This is a genomic window from Bradyrhizobium sp. SMVTL-02, from assembly GCF_051853005.1.
Classification (GTDB): Bacteria; Pseudomonadota; Alphaproteobacteria; order Rhizobiales; family Xanthobacteraceae; genus Bradyrhizobium.
In genome coordinates, this window is record NZ_CP182469.1 from 185,724 (window position 1) to 210,462 (window position 24,739).

Sequence of the window (24,739 nt, forward strand, 5' to 3'; positions counted from 1 at the left end):
ACTTCAGGGGACATCATGCGCAACGTTTTGAAAATGGCGCTTGCCGCCATCACGACCATCTGTGCCTTCGCGGCCCATGCCGAGCAGGGCGAATACGATCCGGCCAAGGTCTCTGACAGCCTGAAGGCCATCTTCCAGTTCGGCTCGAGCTCGACCAAGCAGTCGCTGAACGCCAACACCGTCACGCTGATCACGGGCACGATCGGCGGCACCTATGTGCAGTTCGGCGCCGACCTCGCCTCGGTGCTCGACGACGGCAACAAGATCCGCGTGCTGCCGATCGTCGGCCGCGGTTCGGTGCAGAGCGTCGCCGACATCCTGTTCCTGCAGGGCGTCGATCTCGGCGTCGTGCGCGCCGATACGCTCGACTATCTCGAGCGCAAGGGTTTTGCCAAGGACATCAAGAAGCAGTTCACCTACGTGACCAAGCTCTACAATGAAGAGATGCAGGTCATCGCGCCGAAGTCGATCGCGACGCTGAAGGATCTCGAGGGCAAGAAGGTCAGCGTCGATCTGCCCAATGGCGGCACCTTCGTCACCGCACTGACGGTGTTCGAGCGGCTCGGGATCAAGGCGAACTTCGTCTATGTCGAGCAGCGCATCGCCATGGAGAAGCTGAAGGCCGGCGAGATCGACGCGGTCATCGTGGTCGGCGGCAAGCCGTACAAATCAGTCTCCACCTTCGGCAATGACGGCCGCTTCCATCTCGCCAAGGTGGACTACGCAAAGCCGCTGCAGAGCGACTATCTGCCGGCGACGCTGACCGCGAAGGACTATCCGAACCTGATCAAGGAAGGCGAGAGCGTCGACACGATCGCGGTGCCTGCGGTGCTCGCGGCCTATAATTGGGCGCCCAACACCGAGCGCTATCGCAAGCTCGCGCTGTTCGTGGACGCATTCTTCACGAAATTCCCGGCGCTGCAGAACCCGCCCTTCCATCCCAAGTGGAAGGAGGTCTCGCTCGCGGCGCCGCTGTCCGGCTGGAACAGATTGCCGGTGGCGCAGCAATGGCTCGACAAGCACGGCGTCGAGCCGGTGACGCGCCAGCGCTTCGAGGCGTTTTTGAAGCAGAGCCCCGCGGCTGCGCAGGTGTCCGACACGGACAAGGAAACGCTGTTCAAGCAATTCCAGGCATGGGACGCGGAAAAGGCGCGGGCGGAGAAGAAATAGCGGCCGTCATTGCGGGGAGCGGAGCGAGGAAGCAATGCAGGAATCCCTCCGCGGAAAGAGTCCGGATTGCTTCGCTTCGCTCGCAATGACGATGCTTCGGGCAAGCAGCACCCACCCTCTTGCTGTCATCGCCCGGCATGACGGCCGTGGGCGTGGCTACGACGTGGCAACAACGCCTACTGCGCCGCCTCGCCCTCCTCCACGCCGCGCTTCAGCGCGGCGCGGGCGGCTTCGCGGTGCTCGGTCGTGATGTGGCTGGCAACCATGCGGATGGCGGTGGCGAGCACGGCGGCGTCATCGGTGAAGCCCAGGATCGGCATCACGTCGGGAACAAAGTCGAACGGCAGGACGAAATAGGCGATCGCGCCGAGCAGCGACGCCTGGACATGGCGCGGCGTCTGCCGGTCGAAGGCGCAGTAATAGGCCGCGAGGAGATCCTCGGCGAACGGCAGCTGCGCGGCGACACGCTTCAGCTTGCGCCAAAAGCGGCGGCGGACGCTCTCACGATCCTCCGCAAGCCGGTCGGCCGGCTCGAAGCCGACGCTGTGCTCGGCAGCCATGCTTCAACTCCCCGTTCACCGAGGGGCGGCGGATCGCCGCGTGCCCTGCTGATCACAACATGGGGATGCGGCCGGCCGCTGCAAGATGTCAGCCTGGTGTCAGCTAAGCCGACAGCCTGGCGATCGCATTCATCGCCTTCGCGAGCTCGATGTCGCGCGCTGTGACGCCTCCGGCATCATGGGTCGACAGCACTACCTCCACGGTCTTGTAGACGTTGCGCCATTCGGGGTGATGGTCCATCTTCTCGGCGACCAGCGCCGCGCGCGTCATGAAACCGAACGCCTCGTTGAAATCCTTGAAGACAAAGGTTTTCGCGATTGCGTCGCGACCCGCGACTTCGCTCCAGCCGGGGATACCACCCAGTGCCTGCTTGCGTGCTTCCGCCGCCAGCCGTTCTGCCATGATCGTCTCCATGCTTCAGGGGAACTTTACCCTAACGCCGTGTTTACGGTCCGGGTTCACCGGGGGATTTCCTCGATCCGCTAACCATGACGGAGATGTAACCCCGCCGGACAAGAAATTTGCTACAATTGCGGGCCTAAGTCGCCGGCCGAGATGAAGCTGAGCCTGAAACGCCTGTTTGGGAGATCGATGACCGGGGGTCTGGACCTGGCCGAAGCGCCAACTCCGCCTTCGCCGCGATCAGCGGCGCGGAAGACGGCGCTCGTATCCCTCGCGCTGGTGCTTGCGATCATCGGCGCGCTCGTCGGCGGCTATTACTTCGCGATGCGTCCGGTGACGCTGAAGGTCGCGGTCGGCCCCGCCAACAGCGACGACGTCAAGGTCGTGCAGGCGCTGACGCAGGCTTTCTCGCAGAACAAGAGCTACGTGCGGCTGCGTCCGATCCAGACCGACGGCGCCCCCGCCAGCGCCCAGGCGCTCGCGGAGGGCAAGGTCGACCTCGCCATCGTGCGCGGCGATGTCGACGTGCCGAAGAACGCGCAGGCGGTCGCGACCCTGCGCAAGAACGTCGTGGTGCTGTGGTCGGTCCAGGGCAAGGGCAAGAAGAAGGGCGCCAAGATCACCAAGATCGCCCAGCTCGCCGGCCATCGCGTCGGCGTGGTCGGCCGCACCCAGGCCAACGTCAACCTGCTCAACGTGATCCTGCAGCAATACGGCGTCGATCCCGCCAAGGTCGAGATCATCCAGTTTCCGGCCACCGAAGCCGCCGAGGCGATCAAGTCCCAGAAGGCCGATGTCTATCTTGCCGCCGGCCCCGTCAACAGTAAGATCACGGCGGAAGCGATCGCCGCCTCCACCAAGGATTTCGGCACGCCGATCTTCCTCGCGATCGATTCTGCGGATGCGATCGCGCAGAACCACCCGGTCTATGAAGCCTCCGAGATTCCCGCCGGCACCTATGGCGGCTCGCCCGATCGCCCCGACGACGAGGTCAAGACCATCAGCTTCTCGCACCACATCGTGGCGCGCAAAGCCGTGTCCGATACCACCATCGCGGCGTTCACGCGCCAGCTGTTCGCCGTGCGGCAGCAGCTGGTCTCGGAATTCCCGCTGGCGGCCAAGATCGAGACGCCCGACACCGACAAGGACGCGGTGATCCCCGTGCATCCCGGCGCCGCCGCCTTCGTCGACGGCGAGGAAAAGACCTTCCTCGACAGATACAGCGATTACATCTGGTGGGGCCTGATGGCGCTCTCCGCGATGGGCTCGATCGGCGCCTGGTTCGCCGGCTACCTGAAGAAGGACGAGCGCGACAACAACAGCCATCTGCGCGAACGCCTGCTCGACATGATAGCGACCGCCCGCAAGAGCGAGACGACGGACGAGCTCGACCAGATGCAGGCGGAGGCCGACGAGATCCTGCGCGACACGCTGCACTGCTTCGATCACGGCGCGATCGAGGAAGGCGGGCTCACCGCCTTCAACATCGCGCTCGACCAGTTCCACGCCGCCGTCGCCGACCGCAAGGCGGTGCTGATGAGCCTGCCACAAAACCTGCAGCGCGCGGGTGCACAGTTCAGGGCCGCCGGCAACGCGTAAAGCTTAGCCGCGTTATCGCTGCGTCACATTGTCCCAATATAGCGTCTGACTTGACCGGCGGCCCGCCTAGCGGCCGTCGCACGCGATATCGAGGCCATCCCATGAACATCAAATTCTCCCGCCGCGGTTTCCTCGCCACCGGCGCCGGCGCGCTCGGCGCCATCGCCATGCCCTATCTGTCGCGCGCGGCCGACCGGCCGGCGGTCACACATGGTGTGCAGTCGGGCGACGTCACCGTCGACGGCGGCGTGGTGTGGGCGCGCGCCGACCGTCCCTCGCAGATGCTGGTGGAGGTGGCGACGACCGAGTCCTTCAAGGACGCCCGCACGCTGCCGCCGATCGCCGCGCTGCCCGAGAGCGATTTCACCGCAAAGCTGCTGATCGAGAACCTGCCGGGCGGACAGGACATCTTCTACCGCGTCCGCTTCCGCGATCTCTCGCACAGCGCGATCGAGGGCGAGCCGGTGACTGGCCGCTTCCGCACCGCGCCGGCCGACCGCCGCGACGTCAGCTTCGTCTGGGGCGGCGATGTCGCGGGCCAGGGCTGGGGCATCAACCCCGACGACGGCGGCATGTTCACCTTCGCGGCGATGCGCAAGCACCGTCCGGATTTCTTCCTGCACTCCGGCGACACGATCTATGCCGACGGTCCCATTGCATCCGAAGTGAAGCTCGCCGACGGCAAGATCTGGAAGAACGTCACGATTCCCGAAAAGGCCAAGGTCGCCGAGACGCTGGACGAGTATCGCGCCGCGCACAAATACAATTTCACCGACGAGAACTTGCGCGCCTTCAATGCCGAAGTGCCGATCTTCGTGCAGTGGGACGACCATGAGGTGACCAACAACTGGTCGCTCTCCAAAGAGCTGCCGGCTGTCTACAAGGTGCGCGACATCTCGCTGCTCGCGGCTCGCGCGGGCCGCGCCTTTCATGAGATGTACCCGATGCGAGAGAGCATCACCGAGCCCGGCCGCGTCTACCGCCAGATCTCCTACGGACCGCATCTCGACGTGTTCGTGCTCGACGAGCGCAGCTATCGCGGCCCGAACGGCGCCAATCTCGAGACCGCCTACGGTCCCGCCAGCTACTTCCTCGGCCCCGACCAGATCGCCTGGCTGAAGCGCGGCCTTTTGAATTCGCGCGCGACCTGGAAAGTGATCGCCTCCGACATGCCGATCAGCCTGATCGTGCCGGACACGCCGCAGGGCGGCTCGGAAGCCATTGCGCAGGGCGACGGCCCGGTGCGCGGCCGCGAGTTCGAGATTGCCGACATCCTCCGCTTCATCAAGACGGCGCCGATCAACAACACCGTGTGGCTGACGGCGGACGTGCACTACGCCGCCGCGCACTACTACGATCCGAACAAGGCACAATTTCAGGAGTTCGAGCCGTTCTGGGAATTCGTCTCGGGTCCGCTGCACGCCGGCACTTTCGGACCCAACGCGCTCGACAACACCTTTGGGCCCGAGGTGCGGTTCGTCAAGGCGCCGGGCAAGGACAGCCAGAACCTGCCGCCGTCCGCGGGCATGCAGTTCTTCGGTCACGTCAAGATCGACGGCGCGTCCGGCCAGATGACGGTGACCTTGCGGGACCGCGCCGATGTCGCGCTGTGGTCGACCACGCTCGATCCCAAGCTTGCGTGACGACCAATTCGGAAGCCGGATGGCGGTGAACCATCCGGTCGGCCCGGACGACAATTGCAGGCGCCGGTGCATTCTCGTTGCCGGAGCAGGCGCCAGGCGCGCAGGCCGCGGCGATCAAGACGATCTCGTCCCCGCCGCCGCTCCCGCACACATTCTTCAGGGGCGTCGACACCGACCTCGCCGAGCTCTGCATTCGCTCCGGCAATCAGGTCGTCAGGCGCCCCGCGCCTGTAGCGCGGCCTCAAGCGCCTCGCTGGAGCACGGCTTTTGCAGGCGCGGCTGGCCCGCGAGTTCGGGCGGAATCCGCGCGTCGGCACCGTAGCCGGTGACGAAGACGAACGGAATCTTCAGCGCGACCAGCCGCTCGGCGATTGCAAAGCTCGTCTCGCGGATCAGCTCGACATCGAGCAACGCGAAATTCGGCGCACGCGCCGCGATCTCGCTCAACGCCTGCGCGACCGACCCCACCGTGCGCACGCTCTTCACGCCAAATCCGAGCAGGCGGTCCTCGAAATCGATCGCAATGATCGGGTCGTCCTCGACGATCAGAACGTCGGCGGGTACATCGGACGGGCTGTCCGGGGGAGGAGGTATCATAATCCTGGCTATCGAGGGCTGCATGTTTTGTCCTTCAGGCAGCCCCGTCCCGACACCTGCGCTCAGCGCATCGAAGGGTTCCCGGAACGAAACTCACCACACAACAGTTTCCACGTCTGTCCACTTGTGCACACAGCCCGCGAACGGAACTCGCTAGTGTCGAAAGGAGAGCAGGGGGGATCTACGATGGACGCGCGCACCATGGTTACCGAGATCGAGAGCCGGCCGGCCAACAATCTGTTGCGGCGCTTGAATGCGGCGGACTACGCCCTGCTCGCGCCTCACGTCACTGTTGAAGATTCGGCCGCGCACCAGTTGCTCTACAATCCCGGCGACGACGTCCAGGTCGTCCACTTCCCCTGCGGGCCGGCGCTCGCGACGTTTCTGGTGCCCAATGAGGATGGCCGCGATGTCGAGACCATCCTGGTCGGCCGCGAGGGCGCGGTGGGCGGCATCGTCAGCGAAGGATATCTGCCCGCGTACACCCGCATCTGCGTGAAGTTCGGCGGTCCCTTTGCACGCATTCATGTCGGCAAGCTCGAAGCAGCCAAGCTGCGGTCGACGTCGCTGCGTAACATTTTTGCCCGCTACGCCGACTGCATGCTGGCGCAGATATTCCAGTCCACCGCCTGCAACGCCATCCACTCGATCGAGCAGCGCACGGCGAAATGGATTTTGGCGGCGATGGAGCGCACCGGCGACGAGAGCAGCGTGCCGCTGACCCATGAGCAGCTCGCGACACTGCTCGGGGTCGGGCGCAGCTATGCCAGCCGAGTGCTCCAGTCGTTCAGGGCCGAGGGCGTGCTCGACACGCGGCGCGGATCGATCCTGGTCCGCAATCGCGACGGCCTGCGCCTGCGCGCCTGCCTGTGCAACGATGCCGTGAAGATGCACTTCGAGGAGGTGCTGCGCGGGGTGTACCCGACCGAGGAGCGGGAGGCTGGGTAGCGGTTATTGCTTCTTGCTTCTCGCCTTGCGGGAGAGGTGGCAGAGGCGGCTACGGCCGCCGTTCTTCAGAACGCCGAAGCAAAGCTTCGGCTATCGCGCCGGATGAGGGGTTCTCTCCGCGCACCCCACGGTTGTTTGAGTTCGTGGAGAGATACCCCCTCACCCAAATGAGCTTGTGGCTAATGGCGGAGCTGCCCTCTCCCACAAGGGGAGAGGGCACAAAAATGTGCCGCGCGCGCTTCTCGACGTCTGCCGTGCTATAATCCTTCTCGCATGAGCGGGGCTTTTCTTCACACGGTCTTCGACATCGCGGCGTGGCTGGCGGCGGCAGCGGCACTCTCCTGGCTGTCGCGGCGCGGCTTGCAGTTTCCGGCGCAATCCTTCGAGCTGCCCTATGTCGCCGCGCTGGTGTTCGGCGCCGGCCTCGGCGCCTATCTGTTCGGGTCCGCCAATCTGTGGCTCTCCGGGCAGAGCGGCATTGCGCGCTCGGTGGAGGGCGCGCTTGCCGGGGGCATCGTGGCGGTCGAGCTCTACAAATGGACCGCGGGGATCAGGTTACGAACCGGCGCGCGCTTTGCGCTGCCGCTGGCGCTCGGCATCGCGATCGGGCGGCTCGGCTGCTACTTCGCGGGCCTCGACGATTTCACTTACGGCACGCCGACGGCGCTGCCCTGGGCCCATGATTTCGGCGACGGCGTTCTCCGCCATCCCGTGCAGCTCTATGAGAGCGCGGCGATGGGCTTGTTCGCGCTTGCCTATGTGCTGGCGGTCTTGAACCGGAATACGTTCGCGATCACCAATGGATTCTACCTGGTGCTCGCCTGTTACGGAGCGCAACGCTTGCTGTGGGAATTCATCAAGCCCTACGGCACGCTGATCGGACCTTTCACCCTGTTTCACCTGCTGTCGCTGTCCATCCTGCTCTATTCCGCATTCATGCTGGCGACGGCGCCCAAAGCGAGACCCGTGCATGAACGTGCCGTTGCGTAAGTCGCGCCCCTACATCTTCTGGGGCCAGACCCAATCGCTCTGCGAGACCTGCCTGAAGCTGGCGCCGACCAAGATCCAGATCCAGGGCAGCGAGGTCTGGTTCGAAAAGCGCTGCAGGGAGCACGGCGTCCAGTCGACGCTGGTGTCGACGGACGCCGCCTATTGGCGCCTGTGCAAGGATTTCATCAAGCCGGGCGACCGGCCGCTGCAATTCCAGCAGCGCACCGAATTCGGCTGCCCCTATGATTGCGGCCTCTGTCCCGACCACGAGCAGCATTCCTGCCTGGCGCTGATCGAGATCACCGAGCACTGCAATCTCACCTGCCCGGTCTGCTTCGCCGAATCCTCGCCCGCACGAACGAAATTCACCCCGCTCGCGACGGTGGAGAAGATGCTCGACGCGCTGGTCGCCAGCGAAGGCGAGCCCGACCTCGTGCAGATTTCGGGCGGCGAGCCGACGCTGCATCCGGATTTCTTCGAGATCATGGACGCCGTGCGCGCCCGCCCGATCCGCCACGTCATGATCAACACCAATGGCCTGCGCATCGCCCGCGACAAGGATTTCGTGGCGCGGCTGGCCGAGAACAAGCGCGGGCTGGAAGTCTATCTCCAGTTCGATTCGCTTCAGCGCGATGCGCTGAGCAACCTGCGCGGCGCGGATTTGCGGAAAATTCGCCAGCAGGCGCTGGAGCATCTCGAGCATTACGGCGTCTCGACCACGCTGGTCGCCACCATCAAACGCGGGCTCAACGACGCCGAGATCGGCGACATCGTCCGTCACGCGCTGACATGGGAGTGCGTGCGCGGCGTCACCTTGCAGCCGGTGCAGGATGCCGGACGCAACGAGAGTTTCGACAAGACCACCGACCGCATCATGCTGTCGGAGATCCGCAAGCGCGTGGTCGAGACCGGCGTGTTCGGCGACAAGGACATGATCCCGCTGCCCTGCAACCCCGAAAGCATCTCGATCGGCTATGGCCTGCGCAACGGCGAGAAAGTGCTCCCGCTGACCTCGCTGATTCCGCAGGAGCAACTGGTTGCGGTGATGCCCAACACCATCAGCCCGGAAAAATATCCGATGCTGCGGGAGAAGTTCGTCGATTTGTTCTCGCTGTCGTCGGGGCCGCTGAACACGAGCGAGCGCGTCTGCGAATTGCTGTGCTGCCTGCCGAGCTTCAACGTGCCGCAAGGGCTGTCCTACGAGAACGTCTTCCGCGTGACGATCGTGCAGTTTCTCGACCGCTTCAATTTCTGCGTCGGCAACGTCAAGCGCTCTTGCATCCATTTCGTGACCGAGCAGGGCGCGATCATTCCGTTCGACACCTACAACCTGTTCTACCGCAACGGTGCGATCGGCAGGATCCGCGCCGGGCTCGAAGGGCCGACGTATCACGAGGCAAGGCAAAGCGAGGAGGCACCACGATGAGCGACACGCCGCCGATTCTGCCGCCCGTCCGGACGCCCGGCGACGCCCGCAGCGGCTGCCTCACCGCGCTCATGGCGACTGCGGGGGTGATCCTGCTGCTTCCAGGTCTCTGCGCCCTGTTGGTCGGCGGGGCCTCGGTGATCGACGACGGCAAGATCGATTCCGACATCGCCCCGCTGGTCTTCCTGGGGCTGGTCGTCGGCATCGGGGGCGTCGTCCTGATCTGGGCGGCGATCAAGGGGGGAAAGGCCCCGACCCATCCCGGAACCCGGCCTTAAGCCCCGGGAATCCGCGGACAAAATTCAGTCAACCAACCGGCAAAGAACACATTGTTTTTTGGCGGTTTTTGCATATATTGCGCCGCAAACGCGTAAGGTGCCCGGTCGAGCTGACCGGCTTCCTTTTTGGGCGAAGCAGGCCCCGTTTTCCACGTTTCCAGCGTTGTCCGTGAAGAGGTCCCGGTCTGACCGGCGAGATCGCGCTTAACCCATTGTTCGACCGCAAAGAAGCTCACACATGAACCTTCGCAACGTCGCCATCATCGCCCACGTCGACCACGGCAAGACGACCCTCGTCGACAAGCTCCTCCAGCAGTCCGGCACGTTCCGCGAGAACCAGAAGGTGACGGATCGCGCCATGGACTCCAACGACCTGGAGCGCGAGCGCGGCATCACCATTCTGGCCAAGGCGGCCTCGGTGCAGTGGAAGGACACCCGCATCAACATCGTCGACACCCCCGGACACGCCGATTTCGGCGGCGAGGTCGAGCGCATCCTCAACATGGTGGACGGCGCCCTGGTGCTGGTCGACGCCGCCGAAGGTCCGCTGCCGCAGACCAAGTTCGTGGTCTCCAAGGCCCTCAAGGTCGGTCTCAAGCCGATCGTCGTCATCAACAAGGTCGACCGCCCGGACGCGCGCCCGACCGAAGTCATCAACGAGGTGTTCGACCTGTTCGCGGCGCTCGACGCCAGCGAGGAGCAGCTCGACTTCCCGATCCTCTACGGGTCGGCCAAGCAGGGCTGGATGGCCGAGAGCCCCGAGGGTCCGAAGGACAAGGGCATGGAGCCGCTGTTCGACCTGATCCTGCGCCACGTCGCGCCGCCCAAGGTCGAGGAAGGTCCGTTCAAGATGATCGGCACCATCCTGGAAGCCAACCCCTATCTCGGCCGCATCATCACCGGCCGAATCTCCTCCGGATTGCTCAAGCCGAACCAGCAGGTCAAGGTGCTGAACGCCGAGGGCAAGCTGGTCGAGTCCGGGCGCATCACCAAGATCCTGGCGTTCCGCGGCCTCGAGCGCACCCCGCTCGATGAAGCCGAAGCCGGCGACATCGTCGCGATTGCGGGCCTCACCAAGGGCACCGTCGCCGACACCTTCTGCGATCCGGCCGTCGAGGTGCCGCTGCCGGCGCAGCCGATCGATCCGCCGACCGTGTCGATGTCGTTCATCGTCAACAACTCGCCGCTCGCCGGCACCGAAGGCGACAAGGTGACGAGCCGCATGATCCGCGACCGTCTGCTCCGCGAGGCCGAAGGCAATGTCGCGCTGCGCGTCGTCGAATCCGCCGACAAGGACGCGATGGAAGTGTCCGGCCGCGGCGAACTCCAGCTCGCGATCCTGATCGAGACCATGCGCCGCGAAGGTTTCGAGCTCTCGGTGTCGCGTCCGCGCGTCGTGTTCCAGAAGGACGAGGCGACCGGCGCCACCATGGAGCCGATCGAGGAGGTCGTGATCGACGTCGACGAGGAGCATTCCGGCGTCGTCGTGCAGAAGATGAGCGAGCGCAAGTCCGAGCTGATCGAGATGAAGCCGTCGGGCGGCAACCGCCAGCGTCTGGTATTCTACGCGCCGACCCGCGGCCTGATCGGCTATCAGGGCGAACTGCTCACCGACACCCGCGGCACCGCGATCATGAACCGCCTGTTCCACGGCTATGCGCCGTACAAGGGCGAGATCCAGGGCCGCCGCAACGGCGTCTTGATCTCCAATGACCAGGGCGAAGCGGTGGCCTACGCCATGTTCAAGCTGGAGGACCGCGGCCCGATGATGATCGAGCCGGGCTGGAAGGTCTACAAGGGCATGATCGTCGGCGAGCACACCCGCGACAACGATCTCGAGATCAACGTGCTCAAGGGCAAGCAGCTCACCAACATCCGCACGACCTCGAAGGACGAAGCCGTCCGCCTGACCCCGCCGATCCGCATGACGCTGGAAAAGGCGCTCGCCTATATCGAGGACGACGAGCTCGTCGAGGTCACCCCGAAGTCGATCCGCCTGCGCAAGAAGCACCTCGACCCGAACGAGCGCAAGCGCGCGGAAAAGGCCAAGGAAGCGGTGGCGTAAGGCCACCGCTCTCGCTCCCGCCTTCGCTAAAGCTCCGGCGGGCCGAGCAGCCTTGTGGCCCCGGCGTAGCCTTGGCGGAGACGGGACCGGGGCATCCAGTACGCTGCGGCTCTATCATGGCTGCCTCTGGAATACTGGATCACCCGCTTTCGCGGGTGACGAGAGCCGACGCGCGGCGGCTTCAGCACTCTTCCCGAACGTGCTAGAGCCCGTCCATGCCCTTCCCCTCCTCCGTGGACGTCGCGATCATCGGCGCCGGTGCCGCCGGCCTCGGCGCGGCGCATGCGCTTGATGGCTCCGGCCTCTCGATGATCGTGCTGGAGGCGCGTAACAGGCTCGGCGGGCGGGCCTGGACCGTGCAGGCCTCGCCCGAGGTGACCTTCGACGTCGGCTGCGGCTGGCTGCATTCGGCGGACCAGAATTCCTTCGCGACGATCGCAAGGCAACTCGATTTCGAGCTCAACAAGGACCTGCCGCCCTGGCGCGAGCGCGCCTACGGCAATGCCTTTCCGCAAAGCGAGCGCGACGATTTCATGCGCGCGATGGACGCGTTCTATGGACGTCTCTGGCAGGCCGCAAAAAAGGGGAAGGACGAGCCCGCGAGCCTCAGTCTCGAGGCCGGCAATCGCTGGAATCCGATGATCGATGCGATCTCGACCTATATCAACGGCTGCGAACTCAAGAACATGTCGACACTGGACTGGGACGCCTATCAGGACACGGGCCTCAACTGGCGCGTCCGCCGCGGCTATGGCGCCCTGGTTGCGGCCTATGGCGCGCCCTGCCCGGTGGCGCTGAACTGCAACGTGACGCTGGTCGATCATTCCGGCAAACGCATCCGCATGGAGACATCGCAGGGCACGCTGGATGCCGGCAAAGTGATCGTCACCGTCCCGACAAATCTGATCGCCGATGAGGCGATCCGCTTCTCGCCGCCGCTCCCCGCCAAGGTCGATGCCGCAGCCGGCCTGCCGCTCGGCGTCGACGACAAGGTGACGCTGGCGCTCGAGGATGCCGAAGCCTTCCCGAAAGAAGGCAATTTGCGCGGCGCCACCATGCGCACGGAGATGGGCACCTATCACATCCGCCCGTTCGGCCAGCCCTGTATCGAAGGCTTCTTCGGCGGCAGCTTCGCCCGCGCGCTGGAAGATTCCGGCGAAGGCGCCATCGCCGCGCACAGCATCGACGAGATCACGGGCTTTCTCGGCAACGATATCAGGCGCAAGCTGAAGCCGCTGTACGAGTCGCGCTGGGCACGCGATCCCTACGCGCGGGGATCGTATTCGCACGCGCTGCCTGGGCACGCAGGCGACCGCGCCTTGCTGGCCGCGCCCGCGGATGACCGGCTGTTCTTCGCGGGCGAAGCGACGTCGCCGACCTTCTTCACGACGGCGCATGGCGCGCGGGACAGTGGAGAGCGCGCGGCGAAGGAAGTGCTGGCGGCGCTGGGCAAGCCGTAGCACCACACTCCGTCATTGCGAGCGCAGCGAACCAATCCAGGATCTTTCCGCGGTGGAAGTCTGGATTGCTTCGCTGCGCTCGCAATGACGAACTACTCAATCACCCGCGCCCGCAGGTCCGCGTCAGGCACTAAACACGCATCGTATTTCCCAAAAATGCGATAGCGGTTGCGCGCGATCAGGCTGTAGACGGGGTCCCGCAGCGGCTTCGGCACGGCCAACAGCATCCGCACCCAGCCCCAGCCGGGGAGTTGTGACAGCACCGTCAGCGCGGCATCCGACTTCATGAAGACTTCGCCGCCATGGACCACGGCGTTGGTATCGGGGTCGCCGGGGTCGATGCCGAATGTGCCCGCCAAACGCGCGCCATAGTCCGACTGGATCGGCGTGAAGCGAAACCGCTTCGCCGTGTCGCGCTTGGCGACGAAGCGCACCCAGCGCGAGCAGAAGATGCAGACGCCGTCGAACAGGATCAAATCGTCGTCGGGCCACTTACGCATCAGCTTCTCTCTCTTTGACGCGTTTCTTCACGCAAACCGGGATCCACTTCGCTCGAAATTATCCAGCATCAGGAGCGCGACCGGCGCCACCATGGAGCCGAGCGAAGCCACAATGCCCGCCACGAGCCCGACCGCCGCGGTGCGGTGTCATGGTTTCTTGGTCGCCATTGGTTTCGACGGGTTCAGCGCACGTTCGAGCTCGGCGGCTGCAGCTTTCACCCCGGCTTCAGTCTCGATCATCCAGTGCCCTTCGCTGCCAACCGCAGGCAACACGCGGAAATCGACTTTGCCGCCCGTGCTGCGGAAGGCATCTGCCAACGACTTCGAGAATGCCGCCGCAAAATAGCTGTCATTGCTCGCGGCGAACCATGTGACGGGAATGCGCGCCGACCTGCCGAATTCGGTCGCCGCCGCCAGAAGCGCCTGTGGCGCACAGATCCGGTTCGGCTCGTCATTCGCGCGGCCGCCGCGCCCCGGCGCGAACGCGACGATGGCGGAAATCGCTTTTGGATCGGCATTGCTGAGCGCCAGCGCACCCCATCCACCGGCGGAATGGCCGATGACGATCGCGGCATCCTTGCGGATGAAATCCTGCTTGCGCACATGATCCAGCGCGAGCGAAATTTCTTCGGCCGTCGCACGGCCGGAACGCAGATAGTCCGGCTCGTCGCAGCCGCCCTGGTCTTCGACGTAACGGCCGCCCGTCGCACCGTGACCGAGCCGCTCCGGCACCAGCACGGCAAACCCGCGCGCGACGAGGAACGCCGCGAGCGCGCGGTATTCCGGTTGCGACATCTGCGCGCGACGCAACGCGTTCTGCGTCGAGGCATGCGCGATGACCGCAACGCGGAATGGACCGGTACCAGCGGGACGAAACAGCAGCGCATGCGCGGCGATAGCAGCGTCCGGCGAGGGCAGATTCCACGCCTGCCGGCGAAACGGCTCGCCTTCCGCGCCCGATGCACCGAACGTGACCTGAGCGCACAGAGGGGACGCGGTCAGCAGGGCCAGCAGAGGCAAGAGTGCAGGGATGTTGAAGAGCCGCATGAATGGCCAAAGGCGAGCACGGACAGCACCAGACTAGTAGGAACGAATCATTCTGGGCGGACTTTCTGCGTTGCAATTGCCGTTCATTGGTTGCTGCAACGCAGTTTTGCACCGGCGCGTAGCAGCCGGTTGCCGTTGAAGGCAGCGCCTTGTTCTCTTTCGGGACAACATGGCCATAATACTGATGCAGAAAGTCCACAGGTTAACCGATAATTAACGATAGGTCTTGCCGCCGGCGCGGCGACTTGGTTTGATCGCGTCCATGAGCACAACCCTGATCGAGGTCCGGCCGGCCAAAGCTGCAGATGCAACTGCGGTGGCATCGACCCATGACGAAGCCTGGCGCTCGGCCTATCAGGGCATCATTCCCGGCGCCGAGCTGGAGAAGCTGATCAACCGCCGTGGTCCGCAGTGGTGGGACAGCGCGATCCGCAAGGGCAGCCGCGTCAGCGTGCTGGTGTTCGGCGACAAGATCGCGGGCTATGCGAACTATGGTCGCAACCGCGCGCGCAGCCTGCACTTCGACGGGGAGATCTACGAACTTTATCTCCGTCCCGAATTCCAGGGTCTCGGCTTCGGCCGCCGCCTGTTCGCCGCAGCCCGGCGCGACCTGATGCAGAGCGGCCTGAAGAGCATGGTGGTATGGGCGCTCTCGGACAACGATCCTGCGACCGAGTTCTACCGTGCCCTGGGCGGCCGCATGGTGGCGCGCTCCTCGGAGCGTTTCGGGCCGAAGTCGCTCGACAAGGTTGCCTTCGCCTGGACCAATTGAGCTGCTGAAGCCCAGCCGGTAGCGCTTTCCTTTCCCGCGATACCGCCCGCCCCTTGCGCCGGTGATCGCTGGATTCATTATTTCACAAAAACGCGATGGATTGGCGGGCCAAGCCCGCGTATGACAGCGCCAAAATCGCTGCCGGGCGCGATTTAACCTCGGCAACAACGGAGCCTTGAATGCGTATCGATGCGGTCTCGATCGGAAAAAACGTCCCCCACGACGTCAACGTCATCATCGAAGTCCCCGTGGGCGGCGAACCGATCAAGTACGAGATGGACAAGGAGGCCGGCACGCTGGTGGTCGACCGCTTCCTGTACACGCCGATGCGTTACCCCGGTAACTACGGCTTCATCCCGCACACGCTGTCCGACGATGGCGACCCCTGCGATGTGCTGATCATCAACACCCGCGCCATCATCCCCGGCGCCGTCATGAGCGTGCGCCCGGTCGGCGTGCTGTTCATGGAGGACGAAGCCGGCGGCGACGAGAAGATCCTGGCGGTGCCGTCGTCGAAGCTGACGCAGCGCTATGACAAGGTGAAGTCGTACTCCGACCTGCCCGACATCACGCTGCAGCAGATCCAGCACTTCTTCGAGCACTACAAGGATCTCGAGAAGGGCAAGTGGGTGAAGATCCTGCGCTGGGGCGGCCCGGAGGATGCACACAAGCTGATCCTCGAGGGCATCGAGCGCGAGAAGAAGAAGAAGGGCTGAGGCATCGGCCCGGACAAGGTTTGCTCCCTCGCCCCGTTCTTACGGGGCCGCGACGAGCTTCGCTCGCGCTGAGAGGGTTGGGTGAGGGGCTGCTTCTGCGAGCACGGTGACAGCTCTCTCGCGGAGAGTCCCCCTCACCCGGATTGCTTCGCAATCCGACCTCTCCCCGCAAGCGGGGCGAGGTGAAGAAAACCTACACCGCCGGCTTCGGCAGCCCTGCAATCGCACACGCCGCGCGGAGCGTATTCACCAGGAGACATGCCACCGTCATCTGGCCGACGCCGCCCGGCACCGGCGTGATGGCACCGGCCACGCCGAGCGCTTCCTGGTAGGCGACGTCGCCGACGAGGCGCGTCTTGCCATCCTCCTTCGGGATCCGGGTGATGCCGATGTCGATCACGGTTGCACCGGGCTTCAGCCAGTCGCCGCGCACCATCTCGGCCTTGCCGACGGCGGCGTAGACCAGGTCGGCCCGCTTCACCAGGCCGGGCAGATCGCGCGAGCGCGAATGCGCGATCGTCACCGTGGCATTCTCGTTCAACAGCAACTGCACCAGTGGACGGCCGACCAGGTTGGAGCGGCCGATGACGATGGCGTTCATGCCTTCGAGTGAGGCGTGCACGCTCTTGGTCAAAATGATCGAGCCCAGCGGCGTGCAGGGCGAGAGCGCTTCGAAACCGGCGGCGAGACGACCGGCATTGTTCGGATGCAGGCCGTCGACGTCCTTGGCGGGATCGATGGCGTTGATGACGGCCTCGGTGTTCAGCCCCTTCGGCAGCGGCAGCTGCACGAGAATGCCGTGCACGGCAGGATCGCGGTTGAGTTTCGCGACGACGGCCAGCAAGTCCGCCTGCGAGACGTCGGCCGGCAGCCTGTGCTCGAACGAGGCCATGCCCGCAGCCTGGGTCTGGGTGTGCTTGGAGCGGACATAGACCTCGCTGGCGGGGTCGTTGCCGACCAGCACCACCGCCAGGCCCGGCACCAGATTGTGCTCGCGCTTGACCCGGGCGACTTCGTCGGCGACGCGGGCGCGGAGTTCCGCGGCGATGACTTTTCCATCGATGATCTCAGCGGTCATGTCAGTTCCTCAGTCTGTCGATTTGTCGTCCGCTGCTTTGGCCTGGACGAGCCGGCGCAGGGCTTCGCCCAGCCGCGCCGGATCGCCGTCGACCGCGATCTGCTTCAGCCGAGACGTCGCCCCCGACAGGAGCCTGACGCTGGCCTTGGGCACGCCAAGCGACTTCGCCAGCAGCACCAGAACGGCCTTGTTGGCCTCGCCGCCATCGGCAATGGCACGCACCCGCACCTTGAGCACGCTGCGGCCATCGGCCAGTTGCTCGATCCCGTCGATGTCGTCGCGGCCGCCGCGCGGCGTCACCCGCAGCGCGATGCTGATTCCCGAGGCCGCGTAACGCCAGGGTTCCTTGCCAGCCTCTTTCGCGATCAAGGGGCTCCAGCCTGCTCAGATCACGTTCGGGTAGATGTAGTACAGGATCACCCGCTCGATGAACATGATGATCAGGATCAGGATGATCGGCGAGATGTCGAGACCGCCAAGGCTGGGCAGGAAATTGCGAATCGGCGCCAGTAGCGGCTCGGTGATCCGGTACAGGAACTCAGCCACCGCCGACACGAACTGGTTACGCGTGTTCACGACGTTGAAGGCGATCAGCCAGGACAGGATCGCGGAGGCGATCAGCAGCCAGACGTAGAGGTCGAGCACGATGATGACGATGTCGAGAACGGCACGCATGGCTTTTGAGGCCTCTGGCTTATGAAAAACTCTGGCTTGGTCGGGAGTGACGCCTTTTGCTAGATATCGGTTCCCCCCGGCCCAAACAAGTCAAGTTCGGGCAGCGAAATGGCTAAAAGCGGGTTACACCCGTCCTTGACTTGACCTTGGCAGGGACTTAAATGGCGCCCGGTTGTCGGCCGCGTTCACCAGAGCGGTCAGCAAAAGGGGCCATAGCTCAGCTGGGAGAGCGCGTCGTTCGCAATGACGAGGTCGGCGGTTCGATCCCGCCTGGCTCCACCAGCCTTCGCAGGCTACGCCTGCTTCGGCTCGGCAAGCCGCTTCGTAGCGAAGGCTGCCGCGCCGTAGCCCGAAGGGCGACGCGGCTCCCTCGAATCCCCTACCTGCCCGTAAATCTTGGCGGCCGCTTCTCCATGAAGCTTGCCACGCCCTCGCGGAAGTCGCTGCCGGCCAACGCCACCATCATCTCCTGTTGGCCTCGATCGTTGCCTCCGCCAGCGTCTGGAACGGGACCTCGTAGAGCTGGCGCTTGATCACGGCCATCGCGCTGGGCGAGACGAAATCGGCGAGATCGCGCGCATAGGCATAGGTCTCCTCGCGCAGCTTCTCGGGCGAACAGAGCCGGTTGACGAGTCCGATGCGCAGAGCCTCGTCGCTCGACACGCGGCGCGCCGAGAGCAACAGGTCCATCGCGTTGGCGTGGCCGACGATGCGCGGCAGCATCCAGCTGATGCCATGCTCGGCGATCAGTCCGCGCCGCGCGAAGGCCGTGGTGAACACGGTGTTGTCGGCGGCAAAGCGCAAATCGCAATAGAGCGCGTGGACGAGACCAATGCCGGCGGTCGCGCCGTTGAGCATGGCGATGACGGGCTTTTTGATCGATGGATAGAAGCCGTAGCGCGTCTGCCAGTCGGGCCGACGGTTCATGTCGAACGGCGGCAAATTCGATGCGCGCCTGACGTCATCGGGATCGAGGCCCTTCAGTGCATCCATGTCGGCACCGGCACAGAAGGCGCGGCCCGCGCCTGTCAGCACGATGACACGGACATTGTCGTCGGCGTTCGAGGTTTCCATTGCATGACGCACGTCGCGCTCCATGATCGGCGTCCAGGCATTCATGCGATCGGGGCGATTGAGCGTGATGGTCGCGATCCTGTCGCTCACCCCATAGAGAATGTGTTCGTAGGCCACGGCGCTCTCCCATTATCTGCCGGCACGCGTCTGCGCGCGCTCGTTGTCAGCGAGCCTAGCATATCCAGCGATGAGCCAAGGACTTGCGCCAAGGCCTTGTGCGAAGGACCTGCGTTAAGGCGCGGGTTACTCGGCGGCTTGCGCCAGCACCGGCCGGCGCGCCAGCCAGCCGTCGATGAAATGATCGAGCCAGGCGCGTTCCGCCGCATCATAGACGGCACGGTCGGCAAAGTGATGGTGCCGCTCGCGCGCGCCGGGAGCACTGAGGCCATCGTAGCCGCGCGTGGTCCAGCAATGCATCATCGCGTAGGTCACGTCAGGATGGAACTGCACGCCGAAGGCATTGCCGGCGCGATAGGCCTGGACGGGAAAGTCATCGCCTTCCGCAAGCAGTTCGGCACCGGCGGGCAACGTGAAGCCCTCGCGGTGCCAGTGATAGACCTGCGCCGGCCAGTCCGGGCAGAGCGCGTGTCCCGCCGCCGTCGGGCGGATGGGGTAATAGCCGATCTGGGTCAGCGCCTCCGCATGCGGCGCGACGCGGGCCCCGAGCTGCATCGCCAGCATCTGCGCGCCCAGGCAGATGCCGAGGAACGGCCGCTGTTCGCGCAGCGGAATTTCGATCCAGTCAATCTCGCGACGGATGTAGTCGTCAGGATCGTTGGCGCTCATCGGGCCGCCGAAGAACACGGCGCCGGCATGCTGGTCGAGGGTTTCGGGCAGGGGATCGCCGAAGCGGGGACGGCGGATGTCGAGGCGATGGCCGAGCACGCGCAGCGCATTGCCGACGCGGCCGGGTGTCGAGGATTCCTGGTGCAGGACGATCAGGACCGGCAGCCGGTTTTCGGAGGCGGCGGCGTTCGGCGCCCTGTTTCGGAAGGGCACCACTTCTGCGCCACCAAACCTGTCCGTCCGGAACGACATGGCCTCTGCGAGTGCTATCAGTTCAGACCACCAGCATAGCTAAGCGATGGTTAACATCGTGTGAGTTTGCGCACACACGCTTCCTGGACTGGAGCAAGCTCCGGGCCACTAGGGACGTTCAGAATTGCCTCAGCGTCGCTGCCGCTGGAACCGGCTGGTGGCCCACAGGATGAAGCTGCGCGGAAAGAACCGCAGCGCGAATGGCACAATCTTGATGCCGAGACCTGGCAGCACTGCCCGTTTGTTGGCCATCAGGCCCTGATAGGCCTGCCTGGCAACATCGGGCGCCGACACGTTGAGAAGCGCGGTATTGTGCCCGGATCCCACGCCGGCACGCGCCTGGAATTCGGTGGGCACCGGCCCCGGGCAAAGGACGGTGACACGAACGCCGCGCGGCGCGAGCTCCGCCCGCAGCGCCTCGGTGAGGGAAATCACATAGGCCTTGGAGGCGTAGTAGACGGCCATGCCCGGGCCGGGCAGAAAGCCGGCGACCGATCCGACATTCAGAAGTCCGCCCTTGTTCCTGACGAGCTGATCGGCAAAGCGCAGCGACAGATCCGTCAATGCCCGCACGTTGACATCGACGATGCCGACCTGCTCGGCGCGGTCACACTCGACGGCATCGCCGAACACACCGAAGCCGGCATTGTTGACGAGATGATCGAGCTCGACGCCCTCGGCTTTGAGCGCTGCGGCGATCTTGTCCCCGGCGCCGGCGTCCTGAAGATCGCAGGCGATCACGATCGGCTTCTTGCCGCCCTTGGCGGCGAGCTCGCTGGCGAGCGCCTCCAGCCGGTCGGCCCGCCGCGCCGTAAGCGCTACGCGATGTCCGTTGGCGGCGAACACACGCGCCAGCTCCGTCCCAATGCCCGCCGAGGCGCCGGTGATCAACGTTACCCGCTCAGTCACGATCGATGTCTCTTGAATTGAAGTTTTGTGTTCCCGCAATCGCGGAACGAGAGCATAGGCCGTGCGCGACAGGCAAGCGGCGCCGGCCGCATGGCCAGTTGAGCGGAGGTCAGGGCAAGCAGAAAACCCGGGAATTTACGGGCAAATCCGGGTAGGCATCGCTCACATTAAAGTTTCGTCATGTCATCCGCAAAAGCGGCCATCGGCCGGTTTGCTCGGATCAACCGCCGACGGCACTGTCCTTCACCTGCCCACCGGCACGCTCCGCAACGGCATGCTTGAGGTCGATCCGGTCGCGCTGGGAGATGCCGAGCAGATCGGAGGCGCGCCAGACGACGTTGTCCTCGAACTCAGAGACCTGGCCGTCGGCATAGACCAGCTCCCACATCATCTGCACGATGCGCTTGCGGCCCGCTTCGTCGAGCGAGCGCATGATGACGCTGGTGAAATGGTAGAGATCGACCGCATCGCCCTCGACCTGGGTCGCATCGGCGATCAGGCGATCTGCCGTGCCGCGATCGAGCCCGAAATGGCTTTCGATCAGGCTGTGCAACTTGCGCTGCTCGGCCGCGCTCGGCCGGCCGTCCAGCGAGACGACGTGGACCAGCAACGCGGTCGCCGCGAGCCGATAATCGCTGTCGCCGAACGCGCGATCCCCGCCCTGGGGGGCAACAATGTCGGCGATGAATTGGCGCAGGCCGTCGAGCATAAGGTCCTACCGAAATCGATGCCGCCGCGGGGTGCGGCGGCTACCGAGCATTATATGAGCGGGAAATTCAACCGGCGCAACGTCCGTCAGTTTCGCGCGAGTATTACGTTTCGGCAATCTGGGCGCGCGGCGCAGCGAAGCAATCCGGAATCTTTTCGCGGAGACAGCCTGGATTGGTTCGTCGCAAGGGCTCCTCGCAATGACGGAGAGTGCGGCAATCCCCTCCTGTGCCTCACGGTATCTCGTACACCACCATCTTGTCGGCGATGCCGCGCAGCGCGGCCTGTTTCTGGATCGGCTTGATCTCGCGCTGCTGCAGCAGTTCGGCGACCGCCGGTGCATCCGCCACCGGACCGGTGATGTGGATCTCCTGCGCGGTCGACAGGCTCTGCACGCGCGCGGCGATGTTGACGGTCTGGCCGAAATAATCCTGCCGCTCGTTGAGCATCACCGCGAGGCACGGCCCCTCATGGATGCCGATCTTGACGATGAGGTCGGTGGTGCCGCGCTGCTTGTTGAGCTCGTCCATCGCCGCGCGCATCCGCAGGCCCGCGACGATCGCGTGCTCGGGACGGACGAAGGTCGCCATCACGGCATCGCCGATGGTCTTCACCACCGCGCCCTTCTCGGAGGAGATGATCTCGAGCAGCGCGTGGAAATGGGCACGCACGAGGTCGAAGGCGGCGAGATCGCCGACGCGTTCGTAGAGTGCGGTCGAGCCCTTCAGATCGGTGAACAGGAAGGTGAGCGAGGTGATCTGGAGCCGCTGGTCGAGACTGAGATTGTCCGCCTTGAACACATCGCGGAACGTCTGGTTCGACAGCATCCGCTTGGCGGTGAGGAACGGCTTGCGCTTGCCGATGAGATGATGAAGCGCCTCGGCCGCGATGAACACCGACGGCAGCACGCGCACGCCGGCCTGATTCTCCAGCGACAGCCGCAGCGGGCCCGGCCGCATCGTCGTGGTCCCGGTCGGCGCCTGCACCTTGTTGTACATGATGGCAAGCTGCTGGCGGTCCTTGGTCGGTTCACCCTGGACGTCGATGAAATGAGCGGCGTGCGTCACCGGCTCGAAGATGATGACGAAGTCGCTCGGCAGTTGCAGCGACATGGTCGCCTTCTCGCCGGCCGGCAGCTCCATCGTATCCAGCGTGACCTCGTTGGCGAGCGTCGAAAACGATTCCTTGTTGAAGTCGACGCCGGAGCTCCAGAACACCTGCTTGAAATATTCCCACACCGGAAGCGTGTCGGGATCATGTGCCGCGATGCGCCGGACGCGCGGATTCACGGTGAAGGAAACCTCGACCTGGTCGTCGACGGAGGCCTTGTAGCCGCAGGCGCAGAGCGCACAGTGATAGTCGTCGGGCTTGAGCGCCTTCAGGGTCGAGTGCGCCCCGAGCACGCCGCCGCAGCCCGGACACAGCACGTTCCAGCCGAGATCGAACAGCCCGAGCCGCGCGGAATGCAGGAAGGCCGAGATCACGTGCTCCTCGTCGAGACTGTGCTGCGTGGAGAAATCGAGCACGTTGACGCGATTGAGCTCGTGATCCTCGCCGTGCTCGATGAGCTCTGCAATCGCATCGACCACCTTCGCATCGGCGGTCTGCTTCAGAACGGAAAACTGGGCCTGAATGTCGCTCATGGCGTAACTCTATCTTGCGTGATCACGCCATCGACCCGGCAATCGCCTGTCATCGACGCGTGATGCGGAACATGGGTGAGTGATCCGGCTGGGTCGTGACGACGCCAAGCGGAATCACGGGGGTCGTGTCGGCCAACTCGACGCGGAAGGCGCCGATCAGCCGGGCCAGCGCCAGCACGGATTCGGCCTGCGCAAACGGCGCGCCGATGCAGACGCGCGGGCCGGCGCCGAACGGCAGATAGGCGAAGCGGTCTGGCGCCTCTTTCGACATGAAGCGCTTGGGAATGAACGCGTTCGGCTGATCCCACAACTTCTCGTGCCGGTGCAGCAGCCACGGCGCGATCATGATGATGTCGCCCTTGCCGATCTGGACGCCGGCCGCATTGTCCTTCTCGCGCGCGGCCCGCGCGACCAGGAACGCGGGCGGATAGAGCCGCATCGTCTCCTCGATCACGGCGCGGGTGAATTTCTGGCGGTCGATATCGGCCATGCTGTCGAGATGCTCGCCCCGCGTCTCGGAGGCGACTTCCTCCTGCGTCTGCGGATCGAGCGCGAGCAGATAGAGTGCCCAGAACAGCGCCGTCGCCGTGGTCTCGTGCCCGGCGAGAATCATGGTGGCGACCTCGTCGATGAGCTGTGCGTCGGAAAAGCCTTTGCCGGTTTCAGGATCGCGCGCCTCATCCATGAGATCGAACAAATCGCGCGGCGGCGCGCCGTCCTTCTTGCCCATCTTGCGCCGCTCGGCGATCAGCATCGCAACGAATTCGGTCCAGCGCTTGCGGAAGCGGGCGCGGGCACGATCCATCGGGGTCGGCCAGGACACCGGCAGCAGCATGTCGAGGAAGTACGGCCGTCCCAGCCGTTCGCCGTATTCCATCACGAAATTGCGCAACGTTGCGCCGTGCCGGTCCATGCCGAACGAGAACATCGTGCGGCCGGCGATCTCGAGCGTCATGCGCTGCATGATCTCGCGTAGATCGACCGGCTCCCTCGTGCGCGCATCGAGCTTGGCGATGGTCTCGTCGAGCACCGCGGTCATGTGCGGAACGAGGTTCGCGGTCGCGCGCGGCGTGAACGCCGGCGCGAGCGTGCGGCGCTGGAACGTCCATGAGTGGCCTTCCGCGATCAGAAGGCCGCCGCCGAGCACCGGACGCAGCATGCGGATGCCGGCCGGCGTGCGCGTGTAGTTTTCGTAATTGGTGAGCAGGACATGCCGGATCGCATCCGGCTGGTTCAGGATGAAGCTGTTGCGGAGGACGAAGCGGCCCGGGATGACCTCCTCCTCGTAGGCACGCTGCCCCCAGGTCGCGATCATGTTGCGTCGGATCACGGCGAGCTTGCCGAGAAACGACATGTCGTCGGGCGCACGCGGCGGGGCCGGGGGGACGATGGGCCGACGCACACTGGCGATATTCATGGCTCACTCCCGAGAGTTCTGTC

General features: G+C 64.7%; 25 protein-coding genes, 1 tRNA gene and 1 pseudogene. 12 read left to right on the forward strand and 15 right to left on the reverse strand.

Annotated features, from left to right (window positions below; genetic code table 11):
- The first annotated feature begins 15 nt into the window (after nucleotides 1-15).
- The gene (locus tag ACNJYB_RS00825) at nucleotides 16-1,170 is read left to right on the forward strand and encodes a TAXI family TRAP transporter solute-binding subunit (RefSeq protein ID WP_439372270.1); all 1,155 of its coding nucleotides are present in this window, start codon (nucleotides 16-18) and stop codon (nucleotides 1,168-1,170) included.
- Nucleotides 1,171-1,346: 176 nt separating this feature from the next.
- Here the strand turns inward: ACNJYB_RS00825 and ACNJYB_RS00830 are convergent, their stop codons facing one another.
- On the reverse strand, nucleotides 1,347-1,730 hold the full coding sequence (locus ACNJYB_RS00830) for a YkvA family protein (RefSeq protein WP_439372271.1): 384 nt from the start codon (nucleotides 1,728-1,730) through the stop codon (nucleotides 1,347-1,349).
- Between the two features lie 103 nt (nucleotides 1,731-1,833).
- Nucleotides 1,834-2,133, reverse strand: coding sequence for a 4a-hydroxytetrahydrobiopterin dehydratase (locus tag ACNJYB_RS00835; RefSeq protein ID WP_439372272.1), 300 nt, complete (start codon nucleotides 2,131-2,133; stop codon nucleotides 1,834-1,836).
- A gap of 153 nt (nucleotides 2,134-2,286) precedes the next feature.
- Here ACNJYB_RS00835 and ACNJYB_RS00840 point away from each other — a divergent pair, with 153 nt between their 5' ends.
- The gene (locus tag ACNJYB_RS00840; RefSeq protein ID WP_439372273.1) at nucleotides 2,287-3,732 is read left to right on the forward strand and encodes a TAXI family TRAP transporter solute-binding subunit; all 1,446 of its coding nucleotides are present in this window, start codon (nucleotides 2,287-2,289) and stop codon (nucleotides 3,730-3,732) included.
- 101 nt (nucleotides 3,733-3,833) lie between these two features.
- Nucleotides 3,834-5,375: an alkaline phosphatase D family protein gene (locus tag ACNJYB_RS00845; protein ID WP_439372274.1), complete on the forward strand. Its 1,542-nt coding sequence runs from the start codon at nucleotides 3,834-3,836 to the stop codon at nucleotides 5,373-5,375.
- A 213-nt stretch (nucleotides 5,376-5,588) separates the two neighbouring features.
- Here ACNJYB_RS00845 and ACNJYB_RS00850 read toward each other — a convergent pair whose 3' ends face one another.
- Entirely contained in the window at nucleotides 5,589-5,972 is a 384-nt protein-coding gene (locus ACNJYB_RS00850) for a response regulator (RefSeq protein ID WP_439372275.1), read from the reverse strand.
- A gap of 186 nt (nucleotides 5,973-6,158) precedes the next feature.
- Between ACNJYB_RS00850 and ACNJYB_RS00855 the strand changes: the two genes are divergently transcribed.
- From ACNJYB_RS00855 to ACNJYB_RS00870, 4 genes are all read left to right on the forward strand, one after another.
- On the forward strand, nucleotides 6,159-6,920 hold the full coding sequence (locus ACNJYB_RS00855; protein WP_439372276.1) for a Crp/Fnr family transcriptional regulator: 762 nt from the start codon (nucleotides 6,159-6,161) through the stop codon (nucleotides 6,918-6,920).
- A gap of 273 nt (nucleotides 6,921-7,193) precedes the next feature.
- Complete coding sequence (locus ACNJYB_RS00860; protein WP_439372277.1) at nucleotides 7,194-7,910, forward strand: prolipoprotein diacylglyceryl transferase family protein; 717 nt, start codon at nucleotides 7,194-7,196, stop codon at nucleotides 7,908-7,910.
- Complete coding sequence (locus ACNJYB_RS00865) at nucleotides 7,891-9,336, forward strand: radical SAM protein (protein WP_439372278.1); 1,446 nt, start codon at nucleotides 7,891-7,893, stop codon at nucleotides 9,334-9,336. Before ACNJYB_RS00860 ends, ACNJYB_RS00865 begins: the two co-directional genes overlap by 20 nt.
- On the forward strand, nucleotides 9,333-9,614 hold the full coding sequence (locus tag ACNJYB_RS00870) for a hypothetical protein (protein ID WP_439372279.1): 282 nt from the start codon (nucleotides 9,333-9,335) through the stop codon (nucleotides 9,612-9,614). Before ACNJYB_RS00865 ends, ACNJYB_RS00870 begins: the two co-directional genes overlap by 4 nt.
- On the opposite strand, the gene ACNJYB_RS00875 is transcribed toward ACNJYB_RS00870, so the two are convergent.
- Entirely contained in the window at nucleotides 9,611-9,850 is a 240-nt protein-coding gene (locus tag ACNJYB_RS00875; RefSeq protein WP_439372280.1) for a hypothetical protein, read from the reverse strand. The genes ACNJYB_RS00870 and ACNJYB_RS00875 overlap by 4 nt on opposite strands.
- Before the next feature lie 2 nt (nucleotides 9,851-9,852).
- Between ACNJYB_RS00875 and typA the strand changes: the two genes are divergently transcribed.
- Nucleotides 9,853-11,679: a translational GTPase TypA gene (typA, locus tag ACNJYB_RS00880; protein ID WP_439372281.1), complete on the forward strand. Its 1,827-nt coding sequence runs from the start codon at nucleotides 9,853-9,855 to the stop codon at nucleotides 11,677-11,679.
- A 215-nt stretch (nucleotides 11,680-11,894) separates the two neighbouring features.
- Nucleotides 11,895-13,139, forward strand: a complete 1,245-nt coding sequence (locus tag ACNJYB_RS00885) for a flavin monoamine oxidase family protein (RefSeq protein ID WP_439372282.1) — start codon at nucleotides 11,895-11,897, stop codon at nucleotides 13,137-13,139.
- Nucleotides 13,140-13,231: 92 nt separating this feature from the next.
- Here the strand turns inward: ACNJYB_RS00885 and ACNJYB_RS00890 are convergent, their stop codons facing one another.
- Nucleotides 13,232-13,639 carry a thiol-disulfide oxidoreductase DCC family protein gene (locus ACNJYB_RS00890; protein WP_439372283.1) on the reverse strand — a complete coding sequence of 136 codons (408 nt, stop codon included), beginning with the start codon at nucleotides 13,637-13,639 and terminating at the stop codon, nucleotides 13,232-13,234.
- A gap of 147 nt (nucleotides 13,640-13,786) precedes the next feature.
- Nucleotides 13,787-14,686 carry an alpha/beta hydrolase family protein gene (locus ACNJYB_RS00895; RefSeq protein ID WP_439372284.1) on the reverse strand — a complete coding sequence of 300 codons (900 nt, stop codon included), beginning with the start codon at nucleotides 14,684-14,686 and terminating at the stop codon, nucleotides 13,787-13,789.
- A gap of 262 nt (nucleotides 14,687-14,948) precedes the next feature.
- Here ACNJYB_RS00895 and ACNJYB_RS00900 point away from each other — a divergent pair, with 262 nt between their 5' ends.
- Both ACNJYB_RS00900 and ppa read left to right on the forward strand, forming a co-directional pair.
- Nucleotides 14,949-15,458, forward strand: coding sequence for a GNAT family N-acetyltransferase (locus ACNJYB_RS00900; protein ID WP_008136728.1), 510 nt, complete (start codon nucleotides 14,949-14,951; stop codon nucleotides 15,456-15,458).
- A 179-nt stretch (nucleotides 15,459-15,637) separates the two neighbouring features.
- The gene (gene ppa, locus ACNJYB_RS00905; protein WP_247299836.1) at nucleotides 15,638-16,174 is read left to right on the forward strand and encodes an inorganic diphosphatase; all 537 of its coding nucleotides are present in this window, start codon (nucleotides 15,638-15,640) and stop codon (nucleotides 16,172-16,174) included.
- 193 nt (nucleotides 16,175-16,367) lie between these two features.
- Here the strand turns inward: ppa and ACNJYB_RS00910 are convergent, their stop codons facing one another.
- From ACNJYB_RS00910 to ACNJYB_RS00920, 3 genes are read right to left on the reverse strand one after another with little or no spacing between them, the layout of a single operon-like run.
- Nucleotides 16,368-17,252 carry a bifunctional methylenetetrahydrofolate dehydrogenase/methenyltetrahydrofolate cyclohydrolase gene (locus ACNJYB_RS00910; RefSeq protein ID WP_439372285.1) on the reverse strand — a complete coding sequence of 295 codons (885 nt, stop codon included), beginning with the start codon at nucleotides 17,250-17,252 and terminating at the stop codon, nucleotides 16,368-16,370.
- Between the two features lie 9 nt (nucleotides 17,253-17,261).
- A complete protein-coding gene (locus ACNJYB_RS00915) occupies nucleotides 17,262-17,621 on the reverse strand; it encodes a DUF167 domain-containing protein (RefSeq protein WP_439372286.1) in 360 nt (119 codons plus the stop codon).
- Between the two features lie 15 nt (nucleotides 17,622-17,636).
- Nucleotides 17,637-17,927, reverse strand: coding sequence for a YggT family protein (locus ACNJYB_RS00920; protein WP_018645113.1), 291 nt, complete (start codon nucleotides 17,925-17,927; stop codon nucleotides 17,637-17,639).
- A gap of 206 nt (nucleotides 17,928-18,133) precedes the next feature.
- Here ACNJYB_RS00920 and ACNJYB_RS00925 point away from each other — a divergent pair.
- Nucleotides 18,134-18,209: transfer RNA gene (locus tag ACNJYB_RS00925), tRNA-Ala, on the forward strand.
- A 97-nt stretch (nucleotides 18,210-18,306) separates the two neighbouring features.
- Here ACNJYB_RS00925 and ACNJYB_RS00930 read toward each other — a convergent pair.
- From ACNJYB_RS00930 to ACNJYB_RS00955, 6 genes and pseudogenes are all read right to left on the reverse strand, one after another.
- A pseudogene (locus ACNJYB_RS00930) lies at nucleotides 18,307-19,118 on the reverse strand (enoyl-CoA hydratase).
- Between the two features lie 126 nt (nucleotides 19,119-19,244).
- Nucleotides 19,245-20,039, reverse strand: coding sequence for a glutamine amidotransferase (locus ACNJYB_RS00935; protein WP_439372287.1), 795 nt, complete (start codon nucleotides 20,037-20,039; stop codon nucleotides 19,245-19,247).
- Between the two features lie 129 nt (nucleotides 20,040-20,168).
- Entirely contained in the window at nucleotides 20,169-20,948 is a 780-nt protein-coding gene (locus tag ACNJYB_RS00940) for an SDR family NAD(P)-dependent oxidoreductase (protein WP_439372288.1), read from the reverse strand.
- Nucleotides 20,949-21,168: 220 nt separating this feature from the next.
- Nucleotides 21,169-21,657 (reverse strand): TerB family tellurite resistance protein, encoded by a 489-nt coding sequence (locus tag ACNJYB_RS00945; RefSeq protein WP_439372289.1) that lies wholly within the window; start codon nucleotides 21,655-21,657, stop codon nucleotides 21,169-21,171.
- Nucleotides 21,658-21,889: 232 nt separating this feature from the next.
- Nucleotides 21,890-23,299, reverse strand: a complete 1,410-nt coding sequence (locus tag ACNJYB_RS00950; protein ID WP_439372290.1) for an adenylate/guanylate cyclase domain-containing protein — start codon at nucleotides 23,297-23,299, stop codon at nucleotides 21,890-21,892.
- 49 nt (nucleotides 23,300-23,348) lie between these two features.
- On the reverse strand, nucleotides 23,349-24,716 hold the full coding sequence (locus ACNJYB_RS00955; RefSeq protein ID WP_439372291.1) for a cytochrome P450: 1,368 nt from the start codon (nucleotides 24,714-24,716) through the stop codon (nucleotides 23,349-23,351).
- Nucleotides 24,717-24,739 lie beyond the last annotated feature (23 nt).

What these genes read in the sequence shown, in the direction of transcription:
- ACNJYB_RS00825 (WP_439372270.1), top strand. Translation starts at nt 16, where the DNA reads ATGCGCAACGTTTTGAAAATGGCGCTTGCCGCCATCACGACCATCTGT.
- ACNJYB_RS00830 (WP_439372271.1), bottom strand. Translation starts at nt 1,730, where the DNA reads ATGGCTGCCGAGCACAGCGTCGGCTTCGAGCCGGCCGACCGGCTTGCG.
- ACNJYB_RS00835 (WP_439372272.1), bottom strand. Translation starts at nt 2,133, where the DNA reads ATGGCAGAACGGCTGGCGGCGGAAGCACGCAAGCAGGCACTGGGTGGT.
- ACNJYB_RS00840 (WP_439372273.1), top strand. Translation starts at nt 2,287, where the DNA reads ATGAAGCTGAGCCTGAAACGCCTGTTTGGGAGATCGATGACCGGGGGT.
- ACNJYB_RS00845 (WP_439372274.1), top strand. Translation starts at nt 3,834, where the DNA reads ATGAACATCAAATTCTCCCGCCGCGGTTTCCTCGCCACCGGCGCCGGC.
- ACNJYB_RS00850 (WP_439372275.1), bottom strand. Translation starts at nt 5,972, where the DNA reads ATGATACCTCCTCCCCCGGACAGCCCGTCCGATGTACCCGCCGACGTT.
- ACNJYB_RS00855 (WP_439372276.1), top strand. Translation starts at nt 6,159, where the DNA reads ATGGACGCGCGCACCATGGTTACCGAGATCGAGAGCCGGCCGGCCAAC.
- ACNJYB_RS00860 (WP_439372277.1), top strand. Translation starts at nt 7,194, where the DNA reads ATGAGCGGGGCTTTTCTTCACACGGTCTTCGACATCGCGGCGTGGCTG.
- ACNJYB_RS00865 (WP_439372278.1), top strand. Translation starts at nt 7,891, where the DNA reads ATGAACGTGCCGTTGCGTAAGTCGCGCCCCTACATCTTCTGGGGCCAG.
- ACNJYB_RS00870 (WP_439372279.1), top strand. Translation starts at nt 9,333, where the DNA reads ATGAGCGACACGCCGCCGATTCTGCCGCCCGTCCGGACGCCCGGCGAC.
- typA (WP_439372281.1), top strand. Translation starts at nt 9,853, where the DNA reads ATGAACCTTCGCAACGTCGCCATCATCGCCCACGTCGACCACGGCAAG.
- ACNJYB_RS00885 (WP_439372282.1), top strand. Translation starts at nt 11,895, where the DNA reads ATGCCCTTCCCCTCCTCCGTGGACGTCGCGATCATCGGCGCCGGTGCC.
- ACNJYB_RS00890 (WP_439372283.1), bottom strand. Translation starts at nt 13,639, where the DNA reads ATGCGTAAGTGGCCCGACGACGATTTGATCCTGTTCGACGGCGTCTGC.
- ACNJYB_RS00895 (WP_439372284.1), bottom strand. Translation starts at nt 14,686, where the DNA reads ATGCGGCTCTTCAACATCCCTGCACTCTTGCCTCTGCTGGCCCTGCTG.
- ACNJYB_RS00900 (WP_008136728.1), top strand. Translation starts at nt 14,949, where the DNA reads ATGAGCACAACCCTGATCGAGGTCCGGCCGGCCAAAGCTGCAGATGCA.
- ppa (WP_247299836.1), top strand. Translation starts at nt 15,638, where the DNA reads ATGCGTATCGATGCGGTCTCGATCGGAAAAAACGTCCCCCACGACGTC.
- ACNJYB_RS00910 (WP_439372285.1), bottom strand. Translation starts at nt 17,252, where the DNA reads ATGACCGCTGAGATCATCGATGGAAAAGTCATCGCCGCGGAACTCCGC.
- ACNJYB_RS00920 (WP_018645113.1), bottom strand. Translation starts at nt 17,927, where the DNA reads ATGCGTGCCGTTCTCGACATCGTCATCATCGTGCTCGACCTCTACGTC.
- ACNJYB_RS00935 (WP_439372287.1), bottom strand. Translation starts at nt 20,039, where the DNA reads ATGTCGTTCCGGACGGACAGGTTTGGTGGCGCAGAAGTGGTGCCCTTC.
- ACNJYB_RS00945 (WP_439372289.1), bottom strand. Translation starts at nt 21,657, where the DNA reads ATGCTCGACGGCCTGCGCCAATTCATCGCCGACATTGTTGCCCCCCAG.
- ACNJYB_RS00950 (WP_439372290.1), bottom strand. Translation starts at nt 23,299, where the DNA reads ATGAGCGACATTCAGGCCCAGTTTTCCGTTCTGAAGCAGACCGCCGAT.
- ACNJYB_RS00955 (WP_439372291.1), bottom strand. Translation starts at nt 24,716, where the DNA reads ATGAATATCGCCAGTGTGCGTCGGCCCATCGTCCCCCCGGCCCCGCCG.